Raw genomic sequence first — 22,286 nt, 5'->3', positions numbered from 1 at the left:
CGATGACCGTCCCGGGTCACGAATCCGCTGCGCGAGAATGCCGGAATCGATTCGGAAGCGGCTCCGGGATCAGCAGGTCGACGAGGGCCAGCAGGGCCTCGGCGGTCATGTCCCGCTGCCAGGCGACCTCGGCGAGCCGCGACATGGCCGCGTAGAACCGGCTCTCCACGACCAGGTCGTGGGCGGAGAACTCGGCGGGCGGACCCGTCCCGGCCGGCTCCGCTCCGCCCCTGCCGGTGGGGCTGGCAGGGGGCTGTCCCGGGGTTTCCCCGCTCGCGTACATCGGCTCAGTGCGGTCGGTGCCCGGCGCCCGACACCTGCGACCGGCCCGCACAGGCCAGACAGCCGAGCGGGTAGCCGCAGGTGGCACACCACCTGGTCTTCACCTTGAACACCAGCAGACCGGCGAGGAGGCCGAACAGGGTGCAACCGACAACCGCGAAGAGGCCGAGCATCATGGCGATCTCCTGCTGGTGGGAGGTCGGCGGGCAGTTGCCGCTGCCCGCCGGCCGCCGCCTGGAAGCCAGGGCCGACGCAGTCCCCCGGGAAGGTGCCGTTCCCGCCTGACGTCGACCCGCGTGTCACGGCCGGGTGCTTGTCGTGACTTACTGCATATGATGCGCTCGCCGATAGGACTTTGCAAGGTATGCACTAGCACGATCTTCACTTGCCACCCTGCCTTGCCGGCGCCGACAGGCGACGGGGACACTGCTAGCCGAAGTCGGAGCAAAGGGGATATAGATTTGCCCGCACGTCGGCAACCACCCACCGTGCGGCTACGTCGGCTCGCCGCCGAGCTGCGTGGTCTGCGCGCCATCTCCGGCCTCACCCGGGAAGAGGTGGCCGAGCAGACCGGCGTCAACCCCGCGACGCTCTACCGGATCGAGACGGCACGGGTACGGCCACAGCGCCGTACGCTCCTCGCCCTGCTCGACAAGTACGGCGTGACCGACCAGGACCGACGCGACGAGTTGGCCGACCTCTCCAAGCAGGCGACACAACTGGGCTGGCTGCAGGGATACGAGTCGGAACTTCCCGAGGAGTACACGGCCTACATCAGCTTCGAAGCCGAGGCCCGCAGCGTCCGCAACTACGAGAGCCTGTTCATGCCCGGCCTGCTCCAGACCGAGAGCTACGCCCGTCACGTCATCCGGGGCGCGCTCCCGCTGGCCAGCGACGAGGAGATCGAACGCCGGGTCGAGGCGCGCCTGCGGCGTCAGGCCCTCATCACGAAGAAGCCACCGCTGGAACTGTGGGCGATCATCGACGAGGCGGCCGTCCATCGGCTGGTCGGTGGTGCCGGCGTGATGGCGGGACAACTCGACGCGCTCGTCAGGGCAGCCGCGCACCCACACGTCACGGTGCAGGTGATCCCATTCGAACGAGGTGCTCACCCCGGCATGCCTGGCTCGTTTGTCGTTATGGACTTTCCGGAGGCGGCGGACCCCGATCTGGTTTACATCGACAGCATGGCGGGGGACCTGTTCCTGGAACGTGAGCCCGACGTACGGCGGTACACAGTGGTCTTCGAGCATCTGCGGGCGCTGGCTCTCGATCCCTTCAGTTCACTTCAGATGATCGAGACAAAAATACGAACACTCAATTAGGAAGGGGGTTGGGGACATGAATGCCCCTGACCTTGGCAATGTGGTGTGGAAAAAGTCGAGCCGTTCTTCAGGAAACGGCCAGTGTGTCATGACGGCGCGCCTCGACGGAGCCGTGGCCGTGTGCGACAGCAAGGACTTCACCGGCCCCGCGCTGGTGTTCGGCCCGGCCGTCTGGGCGGCCTTCACGAGCGCGGTCAAGGGCGACACCATCGCCAGGTGACCCCGGGTCGGGATCGACCGTCGGACAACCGGCCCTCCACCGTCCCAGGTGGGGGGCCGGACGTCGTCCGAGGGCAGCAGGGGACGCGTGAGAAAGGTTCACTCAGACGCGACTGTCGTGCCGGTACTTCGACGGCGACTGACCGGTGTGGGTGCTGAAGACCCGGCTGAAGTAGAAAGCGCTGCGGTATCCGCAGCGCTCGGCGATCGCCTGCAGCGTGTCGTCGGTCTCGGTCAGCAACTCCCGTGCCTTCCGCAGCCGGACCTTGCGGAGATATGCGACCGGCGTGACGCCCTGGACAGCTCGGAAGCGTCGTGAGAGCTGCGTCGGACTGATGCCGAGTGCGGCGGCCAGATCGCCGAGCGAGAGATCCGGAGAGGTGAAGTGGTCCAGGATCAAGGCTGTCGCTCGCCGCACCAGTTCATCTCCGGGCGCGTCGCGGCGGGCGCGGAGCATCATCAGGATGAGGTCGGTGACAACATGAGCGGCCACCAGGCCGGGGTGGGCTTCGGCGGCCTCGAGCATCGCGAGGTCGGCGCGGAAGCGGTCGACGTCCAGTACCCGGGTACGGCCGATCGGCGGCTCCAGCTCCGTGCTGAAGCGCGCATGGAAGAAGGATGTCGGAGTCTGCATCCGGCGCCAGAGCGTGCCACCCGGCGGGCAGACGACGATGTCGCCGTGCTTCGAAACCCCTCGCGGTCCGCCGGAGACCTCGAAAGTGAAGGATCCGCTCCTCGGCAGCAACAGGCACCAGTCGTCGTACCTGTCGAAGCTGAGACTGAACTGGTCCCGGGACGGGGCGAGCAGGTAGCCGTCCAGCGTCACCATGGCAAAAAAGTATATGTGGACAGCCGGAACTGCCATGTCCATGGGGACTCCCGCAACGGCAGAGTCCATGGTTATGACCACTACAGCCGACGTTTGTGTCTACGGGGGAACGCCCGCGGGTTGCATCGCCGCGATGACGGCGCATCAGGAGGGTGCGTCCGTGATCCTCATCGAGCCGAGCCGTTGGCTTGGCGGCATGCTGAGCTCGGGAATCAAGCCCCGGCAGGACTGCCCGATTCCCGCGATCGCAGGCGGGCTGACGAGCGACGTGGTCTTCGGCTTCGGGGACGACCCCCACAACGTCATGCTGGCCTTCCACGAGTGGGTCAAGAGTGCCGGCATCGAGGTGATCTTCGAGCGCCGCGTCCGTTCGGTGAGGCGGGAAGGCAACCGCATCACCGCCGTCGAACTGGAGACCTCGCAGCCGGACCGGTGGGCTGTCCCGTTGCCGGCGTCGGAGTCGATTCCCGACGTCGTCGTGCAGGCGGCGGTCTTCATCGACGCCTCGTACGAGGGTGACCTGATGGCACTGGCCAAGGTCCCCTACCGTACCGGACGCGAGTCACGAGACGCCTTCGGCGAACAGATCGCCGGCGTTCGCCCGGTCACGAACTGGACACCTGTCGACCCGTACGTCGTACCGGGCGACAGCACGAGCGGACTGCTGAGACTGGTAGATCGCGATCACGGTCTGCCCATCGGCGCGGCCGACGACTACACGCAGGCGTACAACTTCCGCTTCTACGTCACGACCGACCCGGCACGTCGGGCCGAACTCACTCCCCCCGACGACTACACCCCCGACGACTTCGAGCTGGTACGGCGTTACGTCCGACATCTGGGCTCCGACGTCGAGGCGCTGCGCGGCATCTTTCCCGGTTGGCTCAACTCGGGTGAGTACAACTACCAGCGCGCGTCACTGATCACCAACGCTCCTGTCGGAGTGAGCCGCCGCTACCAGGATGGCGACTGGAACGACCGATCGCGACTGTGGCGCCACCACATCGACTATCTCCGCGGTATCCACCACTTCCTGTCGACCGATCCCGACGTACCTGAGCAGTTCCGGGCGGAGACAGCCGCCTACGGCCTGGATGCGGGCGTCTTCCCGGACACCGACGGCTGGCCACCGCAGCTCTACGTGCGGGTGTCGCGGCGGCTCGCCGGGATCTACACGGTCACGTACGCGGACGTTGCCAACCGGACCGATCCCAGCGACAGCATCGGCCTCGCGCTGTTCGGCGTGGACGTCTACCCGGTACGGCGAATTCCGTACCGTGATCCGGAGACCGGGCAGCTCGGTGTGGCGACTGAGGGCGACATGTTCCTCGGCGGCCACATGGGCACCGGCGAGCCGTATCCGATTCCCTACCGGGCTGTCACCCCGAAGCGGTCCGACTGCGGAAACCTGCTGGTCCCGGTCTGCCTGTCCGCCACGCACATCGGCTACGCGGCGACCCGGATGGAACCGGTGTTCTGCGTCCTGGCCGAATCCGCGGCAGTCGCCGCGGTGCAGTCGCTGCGCGAACACACCGACGTGCAGGACATCGACGTTGCCCGACTGCAGTCCCGACTCGTCGAGCGCGGCCAGGTCATCGCCTGGACCGCCACCTAGGCCCGCGGATCCGCACCTCCCGTGCGGTCCGTCGTCGCACGGGTGGAGGACGGGACGAACGCGCCGCGCTGTCCAGTTTGCGGAAGGTTCACCCTTCCGGGCTGACTCACGGTGTTCGGTGTCTGCGGATCTCGTCCGGCCAGGCGAGGGTGACGCCGAGGGTGTCGGTGAGCAGCCGCTGGTAGTCGGCCTGGTGGGTGTGGTCGGTGCGGACCTTGCGGGGTGGCACGCCCCGGTCGAGGCAGTACGCCGCCATGGCGCCGGCGGCCTCGCCGATGCTCCACTCGACCGGGTGCAGCCGGTAGCAGCCGTTGGTGATGTGGGTGGTACCGATGTTCTTGCCGGCCGCGAGCAGGTTGTCGACCCGGATCGGGACGAGAGCGCCGAGCGGGATCTGGAACGGGTACGACTCGATGTCGACGTAGGTCCGCCCGGCGGTGCTGGGGTGCAGGTCGATGCGGTAGTGGCCGATGCCGACGCTGTCGGCGAAGACCTTGCTGCCGGCCCCGGGTGGGCGGGCATCGACGCCGACGTGCTGTTCCAGGACTGTGAACTCGGCCTGGATGCGGCGTGATTCGCGAATGTAGGGGGCGATGGCGAGTCCGTCGGCGGTTCCGGTGATGTCGCCCCGGAGCCGCAGGCCAGGGTATCCGGTGCCGTCGCCGACCGGGTGCGGTGCCTCGGTCTGCATCCAGTACAGGAACGACAGCGACAGGTCGCGGGCGCCGTCGAGCGCGGTGGCCCGGGTGGCGTCGTCGACGCCGAGCAGCGGGGTCTGCCAATAGTCGATCTGCGGCCAGTTGACCAGGGTGACGTCGGTGAAGGCGGTACCGGTGAACTGGCGGGCGGCCAGGATGCGCCGGTAGTGCCACAGGTCGTCGGCGGGCCCACTGCCGGGTTCACCGCGAAAGATCGGCCGGTTGCGCGTACTGAGGGTGACCGGTTCGACGTCGATCCAGGACAACTGCGGACCGGGCCAGAACGGGGCGACCGTGGTACGCCAGACGTCGTAGCCTGCCGGGCGGTCGATGGTGTGATCCTCGCCGGGCCGGTGCTCCAGGGCGAAGCACCACGAGATCGCCTGCTGGTTGAGCGGGTCGGCGACCGGCAGCGCGTGCGGTTCGCCGGTGGTGTCCTGGCCTTCGGCGCCGATGACGTGCTCGACCCCGGCCAACGGCAGCAGGTCGCCGAGTTCGGTGGCGTCGAGGACGTAGTCGGCGGTGACCGTGAGGTCGCTGCCGTCGGGGCGGCGCAGGGTGACCGCGGTGACCTGCTCCCCGGCGGTGTCGGCCGCGACCGGTTCGTGCCGCAGCAGGACGGTCACGCGACCGGCGGACTGCCACGGTGCCAGCATCTGATCGATGACGGCGACGGCGGAGCGGGGTTCGTGGCACAGCCGACTGACGTGGCCCAGGCCCGGGTTGAGCAGCGGATCGGCGGCGGCTCGTGGCGTCAGCGGGTAGTTGTCGCGGTAGTGACGGCGGATGCGCTGTCGGAAGTCGGCGTAACTGACGGCGGTCAGCTGGGTCTCGATCCAGGCGTTCTCGTCCGGTGGCACCGCCTGGCTGGTGAGCTGGCCGCCGAGCCACTCGGTGGCCTCGGTGAGTATCACCTTGCGGCCGAGCTTGGCGGTGGCCAGCGCGGCGGCGACGCCGCCGACTCCCCCGCCGACCACCAGAACATCTGTCCGCAGCTCCGTACTCATGCAGTCGCTTTCCTTTCGCACCTCGGTGCATCGCACCGGTCTGCCCGGGGACGGGCTCCACCGGCGGTGTCGACGCAGACGAGCTGGCGTATGAGCTGACCTGGGGAGAGGGCCCGGTCCGACGCAGGCAGCCGAGGGCCGCCGACACTCATCGGCGGCCCTCGCGTTCGATGCGTGGGCCGGCATCGGTTCGGAGCAGGGCGAACCATTCCGAGGCGAACTCCAGGTCCGGAACAGTTCCCGGCGGCAACGGAATGCCGGGTACGGCAAGCGCGGGTGGCGTGGGGTGAGCCCGCAGCTCAGCGATCACGTCGCGGACCCGCGCCCCGACCGGCTTCACGGCGTTCTCCGTGTCGACGAGACCGAGCCCGTACTCGAGTTCGTCGAAGCCGCGGAATCGGCGGTCGATGTCATGCGACGCCCACCACGTCACGGCGGTGACCTCCGGAATCGCGGCGATCCGCCGCAGCATCCGTTCGGCGAAGTCCGGCACCGTCGCCCGCTCGAGCCAGAGGTCGGACACGCCGATCTCCTGCACCCACAACGGCTTCCGCCGTCCGCCGAGAATCGCCAACGCGATCTGGGCGAGGTAGTCCGGGATCGCCCACGCGCCGCGCTCCTGGTCACCGAAGCGCGCCAGGGCCCCGGTGAAGTACGGCCAGGCGTGGATGGCGACCAGGTCCGAGACGTCGACAACCGTCTCCGCGGTGAGTGGGCAGTCGCCGGTCATCCAGGGTTCGTGATCGACACCGACAGTCACCGGTACGCCCGGAGCCCCGGCACGCGCCGCTGTGACCATGCGGCGCGCCCAGTCGTCGCAGGCGCCCGGTCCGAGCCGGGACCGTCGCATGAGGACGTTCGGCTCGTTCGCGATGTCGAGACACCACAGGGCCGGATGCCCCGAGACCGCCCTGGCGGCCGCGGTCACCATCATCGCGGCGGCTTCCACCGCGTCCGGGTCGGTGAAGGGATCGGCATCCCGCAACCAGGCGGGACGGAAGTCGAAGCCGCTCAACCAGCCGTCGAGCACGGTCGGGCAGACCGCCAGGCCGCGCGCTTCGGCGAGGTCGAGCAGCCGTACGAGCCGGTTGAGCATGGCCGGGGAGACGTACGCCGGGTTCGGTTGGAACAGCGGCCACAAACACTGGATGCGTATGTGGTCGAAGCCGAGTCCGGCGATGACGTCGAGGTCACGCGCGAGGTCGGCCTCGTTCCAGTCGACCCACGCGTACCACCAGTCACGGCTGGGCAGGTAGTTGACGCCGTAGCGGACCGATGTGCTCACCGGCCCGGCCGATCCGCGAGGAACGACGCCCGGAGCGGATTGCCGAGGTCCACGCTCACCCCTTCAGCGCTCCCGAGTTGCCGGCCGCCCTCAGGAACTGCCGCTGGAACACGAGGAAGAGCACCACCGGGATGATCACGGAGATGAACAGGGCACCCATGAACTGCGCGAAGTCGCCGGCGGTTTCCAGCCGCGGCAGGGCGACCGAGATCGGTTGGTCCTCCGGATTCGGCAACACCAACAATGGCCACAGGAACTCCTTGTACGCCCCGACGAGCGTCAGCAGGCTCACCACGCCCAGGATCGGCCGTGACATCGGCAGCACGAGCGAGACGAAGACCCGGAAGGGACCCGCGCCGTCGATTCGGGCCGCCTCGAACAGATCGGCGGGAATGGCCGCGAAGAACCGTTGCATGAGCAGCACGTTGACCGCGTTGGCCGAGGCGGGCAGCCAGACCGCCCACAGCGTTCCGATCAGGTTGACGTGCAGGAGCGGCACGTCCATCACGGTCAGGTAGAGCGAGACGAGCGAGATGACGCCGGGAATGAACAGCGTCGCGAGGATCGCCGCGAACACGGCCTTCGCGTACCTCGGCTTCAGGACGGCGAGCCCATAGCCACCGGTCGTCGCGACGACGAGCCCGAAGAACAGCGATCCCGCCATGAGCCAGAGCGTGTTGACGAAGTAGCGCGCGAAGTCGACCTTTGTCCACACCTCGGCGAAAGTGCTCCAGTGGATCCCGCTCGGCCAGAGCGAGAACGGCGCGGAGAGCGTCTCGGTCGTGGTCGATGTCGCGGCCTTGAACAGCCAGAACAACGGTCCCACACACAAGACGGCGAGAGTGGCGAAGACCAGCACACGGGCGGCGACAAGGGCGATCCGTACGCCGGGTCGGCGCCGATCGAGCCGGGACAGGATGCTGCGTTCAGCGTCGGCGGTCACGACGTGCTCCAGTGCTTGGTCGCCCAGAGGTAGATCCAGGAGAGGCCCGACAGGGCGATCGCCAGCAGTAGGCTCAGGGCCGTCGCGCGCCCGTAGTCCCCGGAGACGAACGCGTACCGGTAGATCAGCATGAGGATCGTGACCGTGCGGTTCTCGGGACCGCCATTGGTCATGATGTAGGGCTCGGTGAAAACCTGGAAGGTACCGATCAACTGCAGTAGCAGCATCACGAGCAGCACGCCGCGCATCTGCGGCAGGGTGACGTGCCAGAACCGCCGGAACGCACCCGCCCCGTCTGTCTCCGCAGCGTCGTACAGCTCGGTCCGGATGCCCATCAGCGTGGCGAGATAGATGATGGTCGCGGTGCCGAACGACGCCCAGGTGGCCTGCAGCACGATCGACGGCATGGCGAGGTCTCCGTCGTTGAGCCACGACAACGGGCCCAGCCCCACCCACCCGAGGATGGTGTTGAGCACGCCGGTCGGGCTCGGGTCGAAGAACGCCTTCCACAACAGGACGGCGACCACGGGCGGGAAGATCACGGGCAGGTACACGAGCGCCGAGGCCAGTCCCCGGCTGCGACGCAACTCCGCGATGAAGACCGCCAGGATCACCGGCACGGGGAACCCGATCACGAGTGCCAGGACCGCGAACCACAGCGTGTTGAGCGCGGCCGTCACGAGCAGCGGATCGGCCAGGACCCGGGTGAAGTTGTCGAGGCCGATCCACTCGGTGGTCAGGAAGTTGGTGCGCTGGAAGCTGAGCGGCAGCGACCGGAGGATCGGCCACCACGAGAACAGCCCGAACGACAGCAGCAGGGGCAGGAAGAACACGAGCGTGGACAGTCCGCCCCGGCGTACCCAGCTGACGAGGCCGCGGGAACGACGGCTCGGCACGACTTCGGGCATGCGGTACGCCGGCCTGGACCGGGCAGGGGCGCTCAGGGGAATCACCTCGTCTGTTCGCGGGCGGATCTCTGTCGCGCCGCGGGAACCGCGCCGCGACAGGGACGGTCGGGCAAGGATCAGCCAGCGTCGATGATCGCCTGGACCTTGCGCTGGGCGTCCTTCAGCAGCGCGTCGATGTCGGCGTCCTGGCGGGTCAGGACCGCCTGGACCACGGTGTCGAGTGTCCCGTACGTCTCCTGCGCCTTTGCCGGCGGCTCTGGCACCAGGGCCAGCGTCTGCGCCGTGGCGAAGTACGCGGCGTAGTTCTGCCGCGGCACGTTGACGTAGTCCTTCACCCAGCCGAGGTACCGGTCGGTCGTCGCCTGGTCGAACAGCGGCAGCGCCGGGTCGCCCACCGGTTGCTTGTCAGCGACCTTGGCCTTCGCGTCCGCTACCGCCTCCGCCTCGCTGTCGTACTTGCGGAAGTTGACGAACTCCAGCCACTTGATCGCCGCTCTGGTCTCGGCGGCCGAGGCGCGCGGGTTGATGATCGCGACCGTACCGCCGCCGAGCGTACCCAGCCCCTGGGGCCCCTGCGGCAGCGGCGCGATGCCGAAGTCGTCGGGCTTCATGCCCATGTTCGACACGACCACCTTGTACGCGTCCGCGCCCTGCACGAACATGCCGATCTTGCCACCCGCGAACGCCTTCGTGGTGTCGTTGTAGCCGGTCAGGAAGTTCGAGCCGAACGTGTTGTCCTCCCACCGCAGCGAACGGTAGAACTCCAGGACACTGCGGGTGGCGTTGTTGTCGACGGTCGCGTTCCTGCCGTCCGCCGACGCGATCGTGCTGCCGTTGGCGTAGCTCATCGCGGTGAGCACCCAGCCACCGGTGTTGTCCTTCGTCATGCTCGCGAAGCCCTGTACGCCGGTGGCCGTTTGGATCGCCTTCGCGGCCGCGCGTACCTCCTCCCACGTGGTCGGGGGCTTGTCGGGGTCGAGGCCCGCCTTCCTGAACAGGTCCCGGTTGTAGAACAGCCCCATGCTGTACGCCTGGATCGGCACGCCGTAGACGTGGTCGCTCGCATCCTTGGTCACCTTCAGGATGGCCGGGTTGATCCGGCTGACCACGGAGTCCGCGCCGATCGCGCTGGTGATGTCGGCGACCTGCCTACGGGCGATGAGGCCCTGCATCTCGGTGAAGGGGACGTAGAAGACGGTCGGCAGCTTGCCGCCCGCCAGCAGCGCCTGGAACGTCCGCACATCGAAGGTGGCCTCGTCGCCGACCACCTTGACGTCGGGGTTCGCCTTGGTGAACTCGGAGATGTTCCGGTTGAAGTTGTTGAGCTCCTCCGGGTGCCGACTCGTGGGCATGCCCGCGACGGTTATCGACGCGGGTCCGGATGACTCGCTGTTCGACCCGCCGCATCCGGGGACGAGGGCGAGCGTCGCGCCGGCCAGGGCCAGCGCGAGAAGCCGGGTTCTTGTGCTTGTCATGACACTCCTCGGACAGTGTTGGTGGTGGATCACTCGGTGTGGGTGGTACCGCCGGTCAGGGAGCGCCGCCGGTCAGGGAGCGATGAGTCCGCCGTCCCGGCCCCGGACCCGCGCAGCCCACGCGTCGTGCCCGGAGAGTCCGGCGGGGAACCGGGCGGCGGCGGCCTCGTCGAGGTCGATTCCCCAGCCCGGAGCCTCGTTGGGGCGCAGCCAGCCGCGCTCGATGCGCAGCGTCCCGGGGAAGACCTCGTGCACGGCGGGGGCGTACACGTGGCCTTCCTGGATGCCGAAGGCCGGGCTGGTGATGTCCAGCGCGACGTTCGCCGCCGCGCCGATGGGCGACGTGTCGCCCGGGGCGTGCCACGCCGTGCGTACGCCCACCAACTCCGCGGCGGCGGCGATCTTGCGGGCTGCGGTGAGGCCACCGATGCCGGAGATGTGGGAACGGATGAAGTCGACGCCTCCGCCGAGCACGAGGCGCGCCGCGTCCGTCAGCGAGGTGGTCAGCTCGCCCACCGCGAGGGGCACGGGCGAGGCCGCCCGCACCTCGGGCAGGCGGTCCCAGTGCTCGGGCGCGATGACGTCTTCCAGGAAGTACAGGCGGTACGGCTCGAGCGAGCGGGCGAGCACGACGGCCTGCTTCGGTGAGAGTCGCGAGTGCACGTCGTGCAGCAGGGCGATGTCGGGGCCGAGCCGGTCTCGGGCCGCCGCGAAGAGTTCCGGGGTACGCCGGAGGTACTCCTCGACGTCCCAGCCGCCCGGATACTGATGGTCCGTGGTCGCGGTGTGCGGCACCGCCGGGGCGCCGTAGTGACCGGCACCCGGCTGGCCCGTCTGGAGCCGGATGTGCCGTAGCCCCTCATCCCGGAGACGTTCCGCCTGGTCGAGCGTTTCCTCGACGGTCGCGCCGGCGGCGTGCAGGTAGGTGTCGGCCGCCCCGCGTACCTTGCCACCGAGGAGCTCGTGCACCGGCCGCCCGGCCCGCTTTCCCGCGATGTCCCACAACGCCTGGTCGAGCCCGGAGATCGCGTTGTTGCCGACCGGACCCTCACGCCAGTAGGACGAGAACCGGGCGAGGCGTACGAGGTCCTCGATGTCACCCGGGTAGCGGCCGACGACCAGCCGGGCGAGGTGCTCCTCCACATAGGTCGCGACCGCCCGCCAGCGCTGTGTGAAGGTCGCGCAGCCCAACCCGTACAGGCCGTCGTCGCTCGTCTCGACCTTGACGACCAGCAGCGGAATGCCCTCCGGTGCGGTCGCGACCGCCCGGACCCGGGTGATACGCACGTCGTCGGGTGCCTCCCAGGGCTGGGCGAAGGGGGACGCTGCGTCCTGCGTACTCATGCGGTCGCCTCCATGATCGATGCCTCGTCCTCGGCGAGCGAGACGGCGGGAGCCCAGCCGAGCACGCGGCGCGCGGCGGACGTGTCGATCGGTGCTCGGCGCCCGTCGAAGCGTTGCCTGCGTTCGACGTGCGCGGCGTAGCGGTCGAGGAGATCCTCGGTGGACTGGTCCAGGATGGTGTCCGCCGCGGCCACCAGGAGCGTGTGCATCCCGGAGATCGGCTGGGTGAGGCCGCGCAGGATCGCGTCGACGGCATCCGCCATCTCCAGGTACGCCCACCCCTCACGCGCGAGGCGTGCCTGTTCCCCGGGTATCGCGATCATGCGCCGCACCGTGTCCCGCAACGCGGCGAGCTCGCGGACGAGCGGGAAGCGCAGCGCGACGACGGTCATGTCCCAGCGGCTGCAGGCGAACGCACCGATCCGCTCGTCGACCCACTTAGACAGCGAGTACGCGTCGTCGTGCGCCACGGGCGACGCCTCGTCCAGCGGGTAGTACGCCGGCATCACGTCGTGCCGGTTCATCGGTATCCCGAAGGCGTTGATAGAGCTGGCGATGACCGCCCGGCGGATACCCGCCTCCCCCGCGCACGAGAGAACCGTGAATGTCGCGGAGGTGTTCCCGACGAACACGGCCCGCGGCGTGTCGAGGTCGGGATGCGCCGTCGCCGCCAGATGGACGACCGCGTCCACGTCCGACAGCGCGTCCCGTACCAGGACTTCGTCGGCGGCGTCGCCGGTGAAGACCCGGTCCGCCGGAGTCGGCGCGGACCAGCTACGGGACAGCGCGGTGACGGCGATGCCGTGGTCGACGAGCGTCTCGACCGTCGGCCGGCCAACGGTCCCGTCGGCACCGGTGACCAACACTCGGGTGGGTCGGATGAGCTCAGGCACGCCGGTGATCCTCACTGTCAGGAAACGATGTTGCGAAACTGCTTTCGCAGCAGAGAAGCACACGCCCCTGAGGATGTCAACAGTCTGATGCCGACGGCCCGCTCCGGCGCACGCCGAGGCACGGCGGTCCTGTCAGGACTGCCGTGCGGTCGGAAAGGCTGTGCGCTGCGGCCGTGCCGTCAGGAGGAGGGACCGAGCACCAGGGTCGGCGCCACGAGGTGCTCGCCGGGCGCCCGCTCGGGCGAGAGGACGTCGGCGGCGGCGAGACGGCCGAGTCGCTGCAGCTCCAGGTCGACGGTGGTGAGCCGGCGGATGCCCTGATCCAGGACGACGCCTTCCCAGTTGTCGACGCCGACGACGGCGATGTCCGCGGGCACCCGGAGGCCGCGCACGGCGCAGACCTCGAGTACACCCAGGCCGATGTGGTCGTTGCCGCAGAAGACGGCGTCGATCTCGACACCGGAATCAAGCATCTCGGACATCGCCGCGGCGCCCCAGTCGTGGGACCAGGACCCGTGCCGGGTCTCGCCGGCCTGCTCGAGCCCGGCAGCCTCCAGTTCCGCACGCATCCCACGCTCACGCAGGCGGGCGGCGATGCTGTCCCGACTGCCCGTGATGTGGGCGATACGGGTGGCCCCGACCCCCACCAGGTGCCGTGTCGCGAGGCGCCCCGCCCCCTCGTTGTCGGGCAGGTAGACGACATCCTCGGGATGGTCCGACGCCGCGAACGCGTACGTCACAGGCACGCCGAAGTGGTGCGTCACCGAGTGCGACACGCGTTCGTGACCGTCCCCGACGACAAGAAGACCGTCGATGCGGCGCGCCTGGAGCGCCCGGATGCTCTTGGTCATCTGACGCGGCACGAGCAGGTCCTCGTCGAACACGAGAGATGCCTGCTGCAGTTCGCCGAGTTGCAGCACCGCGCCGATGAGGACCGGACCCGCGAAGGTACTGGTCGCGCGGTAGGTCAGGACCCCGATGGTCCGGCTGCGCCCGAGCGCGAAGGAGCGCGCGAGCGCGTTCGGCTGGAAGTCGAGCCGCTCCGCGACCTCGCGCACGCGCGCCCGGGTCTCCGCCGAGATCCGATCTCCCCCGTTCAGGGCCTTGGACGCGGTGGAGATCGACACTCCGGCGATCGCCGCGATGTCGCTCAATCGGACGCTGCGGTTCGACGGCATGCCGAAAGCATACCGACGCGAGGGCATTGACAGAGTTTGACCACCCGGCGAAAATTGGCGAACTGCGAAACCGGTTTCGCACCTCAAAGCCTCCCCGTCCCCCGATCGCGGTCATCCGACGCCCATCGAGGAGTGCTCATGCTCACGCCCAGGACAATCTCTCCGCCTTCCGAAAGGGCGCTCTCCCGCCGAGCGCTCGCACTGCTGGCTTCCCTCGCCGCCGTCATGGCACTGCTGTCCGTCCCACAGCCCGCCGCCGCCAGCACCGGGCCCGTCGTGATCGGCGACTTCGAACACGGCACCGACCCGTGGTTCCCGGTGACCACAGGCGGCGCCACAGCGACGCTCACGACCACCACCAACGCGCCCGCAGGCGGCACCACGGCCGCCCGCGTCCAGGCGAGTGCGCCGAGCGGGACGGTCGAGATGGCGCGCGGCGTCCCCTCGCTCGACCTGCGAAGACTCGACCTCTCGGTACGCAGCGCCCAGCTGACCGGCCTGGTCCTGCGCCTCGTCGACAGCACCGGGCAGGCGCACCAGCAGACCCTCGCACTCTCGCCCGGCACGCAGTGGCAGAAGCTGTCGATCACCGTCTTCGCGGGCGGAACCCAGTACGTTCACTGGGGCGGCGCCAACGACGGCGTGTGGCACGGGCCGCTGACGCAGATCTCGCTGCTCATCGACGCGTTTCGCATCTCTCCCGGCCCCGCCGTGACGCTCGACGTCGACGATGTCGTCGTCCAGGGACCGCCACCCCTGCTCGCCATCACGCCGACTACGCTTGGTAACGCGTTCACCACCGGCGACCCCGTGTCGTTCGGCGTCGACACGGCCGCCACGTCGCTGCGCTGGTCGGCACGGGACGCGTACGGAGCCGTCGTCGCCACCGGCTCCGGCACCCCGGCGCAGCTCGGGAACACCATTTCCCTCGGTACGCTCGGGACCGGCTGGTACACGGTGGACATTGCCGCCGTCCAGCCCGACGGCACCACCGTCAACGGCGGCACGGACGTCTCGGTATTGCCCGCGACCACTCTCCGGGAACGCCGCATCGGTGCCTCGACGCACTACGGTGGCCGGTGGCCGGGAGCCTCCGCATCCCTGCTCGGAAAGGCCGGTCTCGGCTTCGCTCGCGACGAGGCGTACTGGTCGGAGGTCGAACGGGTCAAAGGCACCTACACCTTCCCCACCCGCGTCGAGAACGCCACGGCGACGCTGCGCGCGAGCGACGTGGACTTCCTGCAGATACTCGACTACGGCAACGCGCTCTACCACGAGGGAGAAGCACCCGCGACCGATGCGGGACGAGCCGGTTTCGCCGGGTACGCCCAGGCATCCGTCGACCACTTCGGCACCGCACACGCGGCGTACGAGGTGTGGAACGAGTGGAACATCCGCGACGTGAACGGTCCCGCGGGGGCGACGCCGCAGAACTACGTCGCGCTGCTCGCCGCGACCGCCGCGAGAGTCAAGGCGACGCATCCGGACGCGACGCTGGCCGGGCCCGCCCTCGCGCCGATGAACGACTGGCAGGGCTGGCTCGACGGCTTCATCTCCGCCGGCGGCCTCGACCACATCGACGCGTTCTCGACCCATCCGTACAACTTCACCGCCGAGCCGGAGACGTTCCGGACCCACGTGGCGACCCTGCGCCAGAAGTTCGCCGCCGCCGGGCATCCCGACCTGCCGATCTGGTTCACCGAGCATGGCTGGTACACGACGCAGAACCCGCCCGGCGTGACGCCCGGCGTACAGGCACGCAACCTCGCGCGCGCACAACTGCTGGGCCTCGGCGACGGGATCGCGCGCTACACCGTCTACGACTTCAAGGACGACGGCACGAACCCGGCCGATCCCGAGCACAACTTCGGGATGATCCGCAACGAGGTCGACGCTCGTGGCGCGTACGTGCCGAAGCCCGCGTTCACCGCGCAGGGCGTACTCACGCGTCAGACGGCGGAGCGCCCCGTCCGCGCGGTCCTGTCGCTCGGCACCGGCCGCTACGGAGTCGAGTTCGGCCGACGTGCCGGCGAGTCCACCGACACGCGCGTGCAGGCACTGTGGGCACTGACGCCGCAGACGTGGAGCGTCCAGGCGACCGGCTCGGTAACGGTCACCAACCTCTACGGCGGTACGACCGTCCTCGAGCCCGACGCCGATGGACGGGTGCACGTCTCGGTGGGTGCGGAGCCGGTCTATCTGCGGGGCGCACTGGGTGAGGTCACGACCGCCTCACCGTTCTCGCTGGCCGTGACGGGTGCCGTCGGTGGCAGCGCGCCGGATGCCACCTGGCACATCGCGAACACCGGGACGTCGGCCCGCCCCCTCTCGCTGGTCTCCGACGGGCTGACCACGCAGGCGACCGTGCCCGCCGGGGCCACGCAGGACGTCGCGGCGGCGCTCGCACCCGCTCAGGTCGGGCAGCGCACCTGGACCGCGGTCGTGCGGGAGGGAGGTCACGCGATCGGCGTCCTCACCGCTGCCGCGCAGGTTCTTCCCGCACTGCAGCTGACGGGTGAGCATGCGCTGAACGCCGCCGGCGCGGACGTGCTGCGACTCAAGGTTCGCAACCGCGGCACGCATGCGGTACGCCTCGACGGCGTCACCTGGGCTGTCGGCGACTCGCAGGGAACGGTGCTCGTCGACGCACAGGTGGCCGGCGGAGCCACGGCCGTACAGGATGTTCCGCTCACCGCCTTCGGCGCGTGGTCAGCGACCGTCTCCGGACCCGCGACCGACACCGTGAGCGGCATCGTGGTGGCGGCGAGTTCGGTGGCGGTCGACGTCCCGTACCAGCGGGTTCAGGTCGACGGCGTGGTGGATCGCGCCCTGCGGAAGCTCCCGCCGCAGACCCTGGGGAAGGACGAGCAGGTGATCACCGGATGGCAGGGCCCGCAGGACCTCAGCGGAAGCCTGTGGATCACACACGACGACAGCCGGCTCTACCTCACGGCGCAGCTCGTCGACGACGTCCACGCGCAGCCCGCCAGAGGCACGGACATCTGGCAGGGTGACAGCCTCCAGGTCGGGTCCTCCCCCGGCTGGCCGGGCGAAAGCGGCAGGCCGGTAGGGGAGGTCGGCAGCGCCCTGACCGACGTGGGACCGGTCGACCTCACCCGGTGGCTGCCGGTGAGCGGCGGGACGGACGGCATCACGACCGCGGTGAAACGGGACGAGCGGACGAAGACGACGACCTACGAGTTGGCAGCGACGTGGGCGGCGCTCGGGGTCGACCCGGCCAATCGCATCATGGCCGCCACGATCGCGATCAACGAGAACGACGGGTCGGGCCGCCGCGGCTGGAGCACCTGGGGCAAGGGTGTCGCCGAGGTGAAGGATCCGAGTCTGTTCCACCCCCTGCGGCTCATGCCCGCCCGGCGGTGACGAGGTGGACAATTGCGAGCCGCCCGGTACGCCGGTCTCCGAAACCTTTCCCACCGGCTCGGTATCGCTGCCCGCCGGGAAGGTGACCGTGAACGGTTCGGTCGTCGCCGCGAGCGGCCGACCGTCCTACCAGGTACGGCAGGTGCCCTACCCACCGATCGTCTGCCCCTGACAGCACCCATCCGGACGGCGGCGGAGAGGCCGGCTCTCTCCGCCGCCGGCGAACCCGCTACATCGGGGTGGCGGGCGCGATCCCGGCGGAGGTCACGCTCTCGACGAGGGCGTCAGCCTCGCCTCCAACGGTGGCTACCGCCTGCCGGTCGCGCTCACACTTCTTCCGGGCCCACGGCCGCGTCTGGTCTGCGCCCCGGCCGGAGGTCAGAAGAGGGTCAGTTCGTCGCGCTCGATGCCGCGCAGCCGGTCGTAGTTGACCACGACACACCGGATCCCCCGGTCGACGGCGAGGACCCGGGCCTGCGGCTTGATCTCCTGAGCGGCGAAGACACCGGAGACCGGCGCCAGCAGCGGATCGCGGTTGAGCAGCTCCAGGTAGCGGGTCAACTGCTCCACCCCGTCGATCTCGCCGCGCCGCTTGACCTCCACCGCGACCGTGGCCCCGGCGCCGTCCCGGCAGAGCAGGTCGACCGGCCCGATCGCGGTCATGTACTCCCGGCGGACCAGGGTGAAGCCGTCGCCCAGTTCGGTCGGGCTGGCGGCCAGCAACTCCTGCAGGTGCGCCTCGACGCCGTCCTTGCGCAGTCCGGGGTCGACCCCCAGCTCGTACGACGTGTCCTGGAAGATCTCCTCCAGGGTGATCCGCAGTTCCTCGCCGGCCTTGTTGACCACCCGCCACACCCCGGGAGCCTCCTCCAGTTTGCACGGCGGGCTCATCCAGTTGAGCGGCTTGTACGCCCGGTCGTCGGCGTGGATGGAGACCGATCCGTCGGCCTTCACCATCAGCAGCCGGGTCGCCAACGGCAGGTGCGCCGAGAGTCGTCCGACGTAGTCCACGGAGCACCGCGCAATCACCAACCGCACCCGACGAGGGTAGCCGAGCCCGTGGACGACGCTCGGCGGGCCGTCCTGGCGAGTCGGTGCGATCCTGGATCCCGTGCTGGAAGCCCTCACCGGAACCGGTCTCGCCGCCTCGGCCGGACTGAACGCGTACATCCCTCTGCTCACCGTGGGCCTGCTGGCCCGCTTCAGCGACCTGGTCACCCTGCCCGGCGGCTGGCAGTGGCTCTCCAACGGCTGGGTGCTGACGATCCTCGTGGTGCTCCTCGCGATCGAGGTCGTCGCCGACAAGGTGCCGGTGGTCGACCACGTCAACGACGTGGTGCAGACCGTGGTCCGGCCGACCGCCGGCGGTCTGGCGTTCGGCGCCGGATCCGGCGCGGAAACGGTGACGGTGAGTGACCCGGGAGAGTTCTTCGGCTCCCACCAGTGGCTGCCGATCGTGGCCGGGGTGCTGATCGCGCTCGGCGTGCACGGGGTCAAGGCGGCCGCCCGACCGGTGATCAACGCCGGTACGGCCGGGGTCGGTGCGCCGGTGGCGAGCACCGTCGAGGACGCGACGAGTGTGCTCGGCTCGCTGGCCGCACTCCTGTTTCCGGCGCTGGTGCTGCTCTTCCTGGTCGCGCTGCCGGGATTTGTCGTCTGGGTGGTCCGTCGTCGGCGCCGCCGCCGGCTGGAGCGGCGGGCGGCCCGGGCGGCCCGGGCCGGGTCGTTGGCGGAACACTGACGGGGGGGGTCAGCGCCGACACCCACCCGGTGTCCTCCGCTGCCGGGCCGTCACGCATAGTTGATGTCATGAACGAGCAGGTGGCGATCTCCGTCCAGGGGCTTCGCAAGGCGTACGGCGACAACGTCGCCGTGGACGGCATCAACCTGTCGGTGTACCGGGGCGAGGTCTTCGCCCTGCTCGGCCCGAACGGCGCCGGCAAGACCACCACGGTGGAGATCCTGGAGGGCTACCGCCACCGGGACGCCGGCGAGGTCAGCGTGCTCGGCGTCGACCCGGACCGGGCGGACGCGGCCTGGCGGTCCCGGGTCGGGATCGTGCTCCAGGGCACCGGCGAGTTCGACGACCTGACCGTCTCCGAGGTGGTGCACCATTTCGCGGCCTTCTATCCGGATCCGGACGACCCGGACAAGGTCGTCGACCGGGTGGGCCTGGCCGGCAAGGCGCGGGCCCGGACGCACACCCTCTCCGGCGGCCAGAAGCGTCGGCTCGACGTGGCGCTGGGCATCGTCGGCCGGCCCGAACTGCTCTTCCTGGACGAGCCGACCACCGGCTTCGACCCGGAGGCCCGCCGCGAGTTCTGGGAGCTGATCCGCGACCTGGCCGCCGCCGGCACCACCATCGTGCTGACCACCCACTATCTGGACGAGGCCGAGGCGCTGGCCGACCGGGTCGGGGTGATCGCGGGTGGCCGGCTGGTCGAGGTGGCCACCCCGGCCCGGCTCGGTGACCGGGAGAACGCGCTGGCCACGGTCTCCTGGCGTACCCCGGACGGGAGTGTGGAGCGCGCGGAGAGCGCCACGCCGACGGCGCTGGTCGCCGAGCTGGCCGCGCGGTTCGGCGGCGAGGTGCCGGGTCTGACCGTGACCCGGCCCACCCTGGAAGACGTCTACCTACGGATGATCGGGCACCGATGAGCGAGCGAAGCGAGACCCGGGCATGAGCACGACAGCCACCACCTCGACCGCACCGGCACCGGCACCGGCGCACTCCCGCCGGGTCGGTCCGCTCGCCCTCGCCGTCCGGCAGGGTCGCCTGGAGGTACGCCAGTTCCTGCGCAGCCGGGAGTCGGTGGTCTTCACCATGCTCTTCCCGGTGGTGATGATCCTGATCTTCGCGTCGATCTTCCGGGGCGAGATCGGCGGCGGGGTGAGCTTCACCCAGTACTTCGTCACCGGGATGATCGCCACCGGCCTGATGACGGTCGGCTTCCAGAGCCTGGCGATCCAGATCCCGATCGAGCGTGACCGGGGTGTGCTCAAGCGGCTGCGTGGTACCCCGATGCCGAGGTGGGTCTACTTCGCCGGCAAGGTGATCATGGTTGCGCTGATCGCCCTGGTCGAGACGGTGCTGCTGCTCGCGGTCGCCACGCTCCTCTTCGACCTCGACCTGCCGGACGGCGTCGACCGCTGGCTCACCCTGCTCTGGGTGTCCGCGCTCGGCACCACCGCCTGCACCCTCTGCGGGATCGCCTTCTCCTCGCTGGCCCGTAGCGGACGCGGCGCCTCCGCGGTGGCCACCCCGGTCGCCCTGGTGCTCCAGTTCATCTCCGGCGTCTTCTTCGTCTTCACCGACCTGCCCTCCTGGATGCAGCAGGTCGCCGCGATCTTCCCGCTGAAGTGGATGTGCCAGGGCCTCCGCTCGGTCTTCCTCCCCGACTCCTTCGGGGCGGTGGAACCCGCCGGCTCCTTCGAACTCGGCCGGGTCGCGCTCGTCCTCGCCGCCTGGTGCGTGGTCGGCCTGGTGCTCTGCCTGACCACCTTCCGCTGGACCACCCGCCGCGACGGCTGAGAACGGACGGGGCCGGTCAGCCGACCGCCTCGCCGACCGGATCCGAAACGTCGACGGTACGCCCGCCCGCGATGATCGCGTCGAGGATGCGCCGGGCTGCCGACAGTCCCTCGATGGCCGAGCTGAGCCGGTCCCGGTCCTGGAGCAGGATCTCGGCGACCTCCGGGCAGCCGGGCACCAGGGTGTCGTCATCGGCGAGCATGCAGGGCAGGATCTCGGCGATCGTCCCGGTGTTCAGGCCGGCGGCCAGCAGAAGGCGGATGTGGCGCACCTGCCGTACGTCGTCCTGGTGGTAGACCCGGTAGCCGCTCGCCCGTCGTTCAGGCCGCAGGAGCCCCTGCTCCTCGTAGTACCGCAGAGCCCGTTCGGACACTCCGGTCCGCCGGGCGAGCTCCCCGATCCGCATGTGACCACCATCACCACAGCTCGACTCTGACGCCGACGTGAGGCTTTACCTTAACCGCCATGACAGTTCAGTCCATCGACGGTCCGGCACGTCCGGTGACCGTCCTCGGCCTCGGCAGGATGGGTACGGCCCTGGCCGGCGCCCTGCTCGCCGCAGGCCACCCGACGACGGTCTGGAACCGTGACCCGGCCAGGGTCGCCGCCCCCGTGGCCCGGGGAGCCGTGGCCGCCGACACCGTGGGCGACGCCATCCTGGCCAGCCCACTCGTCCTGGTGACGGTCACCGACTACCGGGCGGTGCACGAGGTGCTCGGCGCGTCCGCCGCAAGCCTGACCGGACGTACCGTCGTCAACCTCGCCACCGGCACCCCGGAGGAGGTCCGGGCGGTGGCCGAGCGGGTCGCCGCCGCCGGTGCCGACTATCTCGACGGCGCCATGATGGCCCTGCCCCAGACCGTGGCGACCCCGGAGGCCTTCTTTCTCTACAGCGGGTCCCGGCACGCCTTCGACGCCCACCGGACGACGCTGGACGTCCTGGCCACCAGCCACTTCCTCGACCGGGACCCCGCCGTCGCCGAGCTGTGGGACCTTGCCCTGCTCGGCAGCGGCTACGCCGTACTGGCCGGCTTCCTGCACAGCCTCGCACTGCTGCACACCGCCCAGGTGCCACCGACCGCGTTCGTGCCCCTGGTGACCCGATGGCTGCACGGCATGCTGGCGTTCATGCCCGAACTGGCCGAGGAGGTCGAGTTCCGGAGCTACGGCGCCGGGGTGTCCCCGGTGGCACTGAACCGGGTCGCGGTGGGCAACCTGGTCCGGACCAGCACGCTGCGCGGCGTCGACGCCGAGGTGCACGCGCCGCTCCGTGCCCTGCTGGACCGGCGAACCGCCGACGGCCACGGCACGGACAGCTTCGCCAGCCTCTTCGAACTGTTGAAGCCGGTGCGGTCCGGCTGAGCGGTCC

The 22,286-nt window shown here is 69.7% G+C and carries 21 protein-coding genes; 8 read left to right on the top strand and 13 right to left on the bottom strand.

Annotation, left to right across the window (positions count from 1 at the left end; all coding sequences use genetic code 11):
- Positions 1–16 precede the first annotated feature (16 nt).
- Positions 17–283: a hypothetical protein gene (locus V1633_RS04590; protein WP_331212883.1), complete on the bottom strand. Its 267-nt coding sequence runs from the start codon at positions 281–283 to the stop codon at positions 17–19.
- A 4-nt stretch (positions 284–287) separates the two neighbouring features.
- Positions 288–458 carry a hypothetical protein gene (locus V1633_RS04585; protein WP_331212882.1) on the bottom strand — a complete coding sequence of 57 codons (171 nt, stop codon included), beginning with the start codon at positions 456–458 and terminating at the stop codon, positions 288–290.
- Between the two features lie 279 nt (positions 459–737).
- On the opposite strand from V1633_RS04585, the gene V1633_RS04580 reads away from it, so the two are divergent.
- The gene (locus V1633_RS04580; RefSeq protein WP_331213139.1) at positions 738–1,607 is read left to right on the top strand and encodes a helix-turn-helix domain-containing protein; all 870 of its coding nucleotides are present in this window, start codon (positions 738–740) and stop codon (positions 1,605–1,607) included.
- Positions 1,608–1,623: 16 nt separating this feature from the next.
- Complete coding sequence (locus V1633_RS04575) at positions 1,624–1,827, top strand: DUF397 domain-containing protein (protein ID WP_331212881.1); 204 nt, start codon at positions 1,624–1,626, stop codon at positions 1,825–1,827.
- A gap of 102 nt (positions 1,828–1,929) precedes the next feature.
- Here V1633_RS04575 and V1633_RS04570 read toward each other — a convergent pair whose 3' ends face one another.
- Positions 1,930–2,697, bottom strand: coding sequence for an AraC family transcriptional regulator (locus V1633_RS04570; RefSeq protein WP_331212880.1), 768 nt, complete (start codon positions 2,695–2,697; stop codon positions 1,930–1,932).
- On the opposite strand from V1633_RS04570, the gene V1633_RS04565 reads away from it, so the two are divergent.
- On the top strand, positions 2,690–4,270 hold the full coding sequence (locus V1633_RS04565; protein ID WP_331212879.1) for an FAD-dependent oxidoreductase: 1,581 nt from the start codon (positions 2,690–2,692) through the stop codon (positions 4,268–4,270). The genes V1633_RS04570 and V1633_RS04565 overlap by 8 nt on opposite strands.
- Positions 4,271–4,376: 106 nt before the next feature.
- On the opposite strand, the gene V1633_RS04560 is transcribed toward V1633_RS04565, so the two are convergent.
- The 8 genes from V1633_RS04560 to V1633_RS04525 all read right to left on the bottom strand — a co-directional run bounded on the left by V1633_RS04560 (position 4,377) and on the right by V1633_RS04525 (position 14,001).
- Complete coding sequence (locus tag V1633_RS04560; RefSeq protein WP_331212878.1) at positions 4,377–5,975, bottom strand: FAD-dependent oxidoreductase; 1,599 nt, start codon at positions 5,973–5,975, stop codon at positions 4,377–4,379.
- A gap of 148 nt (positions 5,976–6,123) precedes the next feature.
- Complete coding sequence (locus V1633_RS04555; protein WP_331212877.1) at positions 6,124–7,260, bottom strand: glycoside hydrolase 5 family protein; 1,137 nt, start codon at positions 7,258–7,260, stop codon at positions 6,124–6,126.
- Positions 7,261–7,315: 55 nt separating this feature from the next.
- The gene (locus tag V1633_RS04550) at positions 7,316–8,203 is read right to left on the bottom strand and encodes a carbohydrate ABC transporter permease (RefSeq protein WP_331212876.1); all 888 of its coding nucleotides are present in this window, start codon (positions 8,201–8,203) and stop codon (positions 7,316–7,318) included.
- Positions 8,200–9,111, bottom strand: a complete 912-nt coding sequence (locus tag V1633_RS04545) for a carbohydrate ABC transporter permease (protein WP_331212875.1) — start codon at positions 9,109–9,111, stop codon at positions 8,200–8,202. The genes V1633_RS04550 and V1633_RS04545 overlap by 4 nt, the downstream gene beginning before the upstream one ends.
- A gap of 116 nt (positions 9,112–9,227) precedes the next feature.
- Positions 9,228–10,463, bottom strand: a complete 1,236-nt coding sequence (locus tag V1633_RS04540) for an extracellular solute-binding protein (protein ID WP_407951969.1) — start codon at positions 10,461–10,463, stop codon at positions 9,228–9,230.
- Between the two features lie 195 nt (positions 10,464–10,658).
- Positions 10,659–11,930, bottom strand: coding sequence for an enolase C-terminal domain-like protein (locus V1633_RS04535; RefSeq protein ID WP_331212873.1), 1,272 nt, complete (start codon positions 11,928–11,930; stop codon positions 10,659–10,661).
- Entirely contained in the window at positions 11,927–12,823 is an 897-nt protein-coding gene (locus V1633_RS04530; RefSeq protein WP_331212872.1) for an NAD-dependent epimerase/dehydratase family protein, read from the bottom strand. Before V1633_RS04530 ends, V1633_RS04535 begins: the two co-directional genes overlap by 4 nt.
- A 179-nt stretch (positions 12,824–13,002) precedes the next feature.
- Entirely contained in the window at positions 13,003–14,001 is a 999-nt protein-coding gene (locus V1633_RS04525) for a LacI family DNA-binding transcriptional regulator (RefSeq protein WP_331212871.1), read from the bottom strand.
- Between the two features lie 225 nt (positions 14,002–14,226).
- Between V1633_RS04525 and V1633_RS04520 the strand changes: the two genes are divergently transcribed.
- Positions 14,227–17,385: a glycosyl hydrolase gene (locus tag V1633_RS04520; protein WP_331212870.1), complete on the top strand. Its 3,159-nt coding sequence runs from the start codon at positions 14,227–14,229 to the stop codon at positions 17,383–17,385.
- Positions 17,386–17,763: 378 nt separating this feature from the next.
- Here V1633_RS04520 and nucS read toward each other — a convergent pair whose 3' ends face one another.
- Positions 17,764–18,423: an endonuclease NucS gene (nucS, locus tag V1633_RS04515; RefSeq protein ID WP_331212869.1), complete on the bottom strand. Its 660-nt coding sequence runs from the start codon at positions 18,421–18,423 to the stop codon at positions 17,764–17,766.
- Between the two features lie 73 nt (positions 18,424–18,496).
- On the opposite strand from nucS, the gene V1633_RS04510 reads away from it, so the two are divergent.
- From V1633_RS04510 to V1633_RS04500, 3 genes are all read left to right on the top strand, one after another.
- Positions 18,497–19,126, top strand: coding sequence for a DUF4126 domain-containing protein (locus V1633_RS04510; protein ID WP_331212868.1), 630 nt, complete (start codon positions 18,497–18,499; stop codon positions 19,124–19,126).
- Positions 19,127–19,194: 68 nt separating this feature from the next.
- Positions 19,195–20,043: an ABC transporter ATP-binding protein gene (locus V1633_RS04505; RefSeq protein WP_331212867.1), complete on the top strand. Its 849-nt coding sequence runs from the start codon at positions 19,195–19,197 to the stop codon at positions 20,041–20,043.
- Positions 20,044–20,065: 22 nt separating this feature from the next.
- Positions 20,066–20,917 (top strand): ABC transporter permease, encoded by an 852-nt coding sequence (locus V1633_RS04500; RefSeq protein ID WP_331212866.1) that lies wholly within the window; start codon positions 20,066–20,068, stop codon positions 20,915–20,917.
- A 16-nt stretch (positions 20,918–20,933) separates the two neighbouring features.
- Here the strand turns inward: V1633_RS04500 and V1633_RS04495 are convergent, their stop codons facing one another.
- Positions 20,934–21,323: a MerR family transcriptional regulator gene (locus tag V1633_RS04495; RefSeq protein ID WP_331212865.1), complete on the bottom strand. Its 390-nt coding sequence runs from the start codon at positions 21,321–21,323 to the stop codon at positions 20,934–20,936.
- A 59-nt stretch (positions 21,324–21,382) separates the two neighbouring features.
- Here V1633_RS04495 and V1633_RS04490 point away from each other — a divergent pair, with 59 nt between their 5' ends.
- A complete protein-coding gene (locus V1633_RS04490; RefSeq protein ID WP_331212864.1) occupies positions 21,383–22,279 on the top strand; it encodes an NAD(P)-dependent oxidoreductase in 897 nt (298 codons plus the stop codon).
- Positions 22,280–22,286: the final 7 nt, after the last annotated feature.

Source organism: Plantactinospora sonchi, from assembly GCF_036422035.1.
GTDB classification, from domain to species: Bacteria; Actinomycetota; Actinomycetes; order Mycobacteriales; family Micromonosporaceae; genus Plantactinospora; species Plantactinospora sonchi.
Note: the sequence above shows the minus strand (reverse complement) of the source record. Positions and strands in the feature narration are given on the sequence as shown.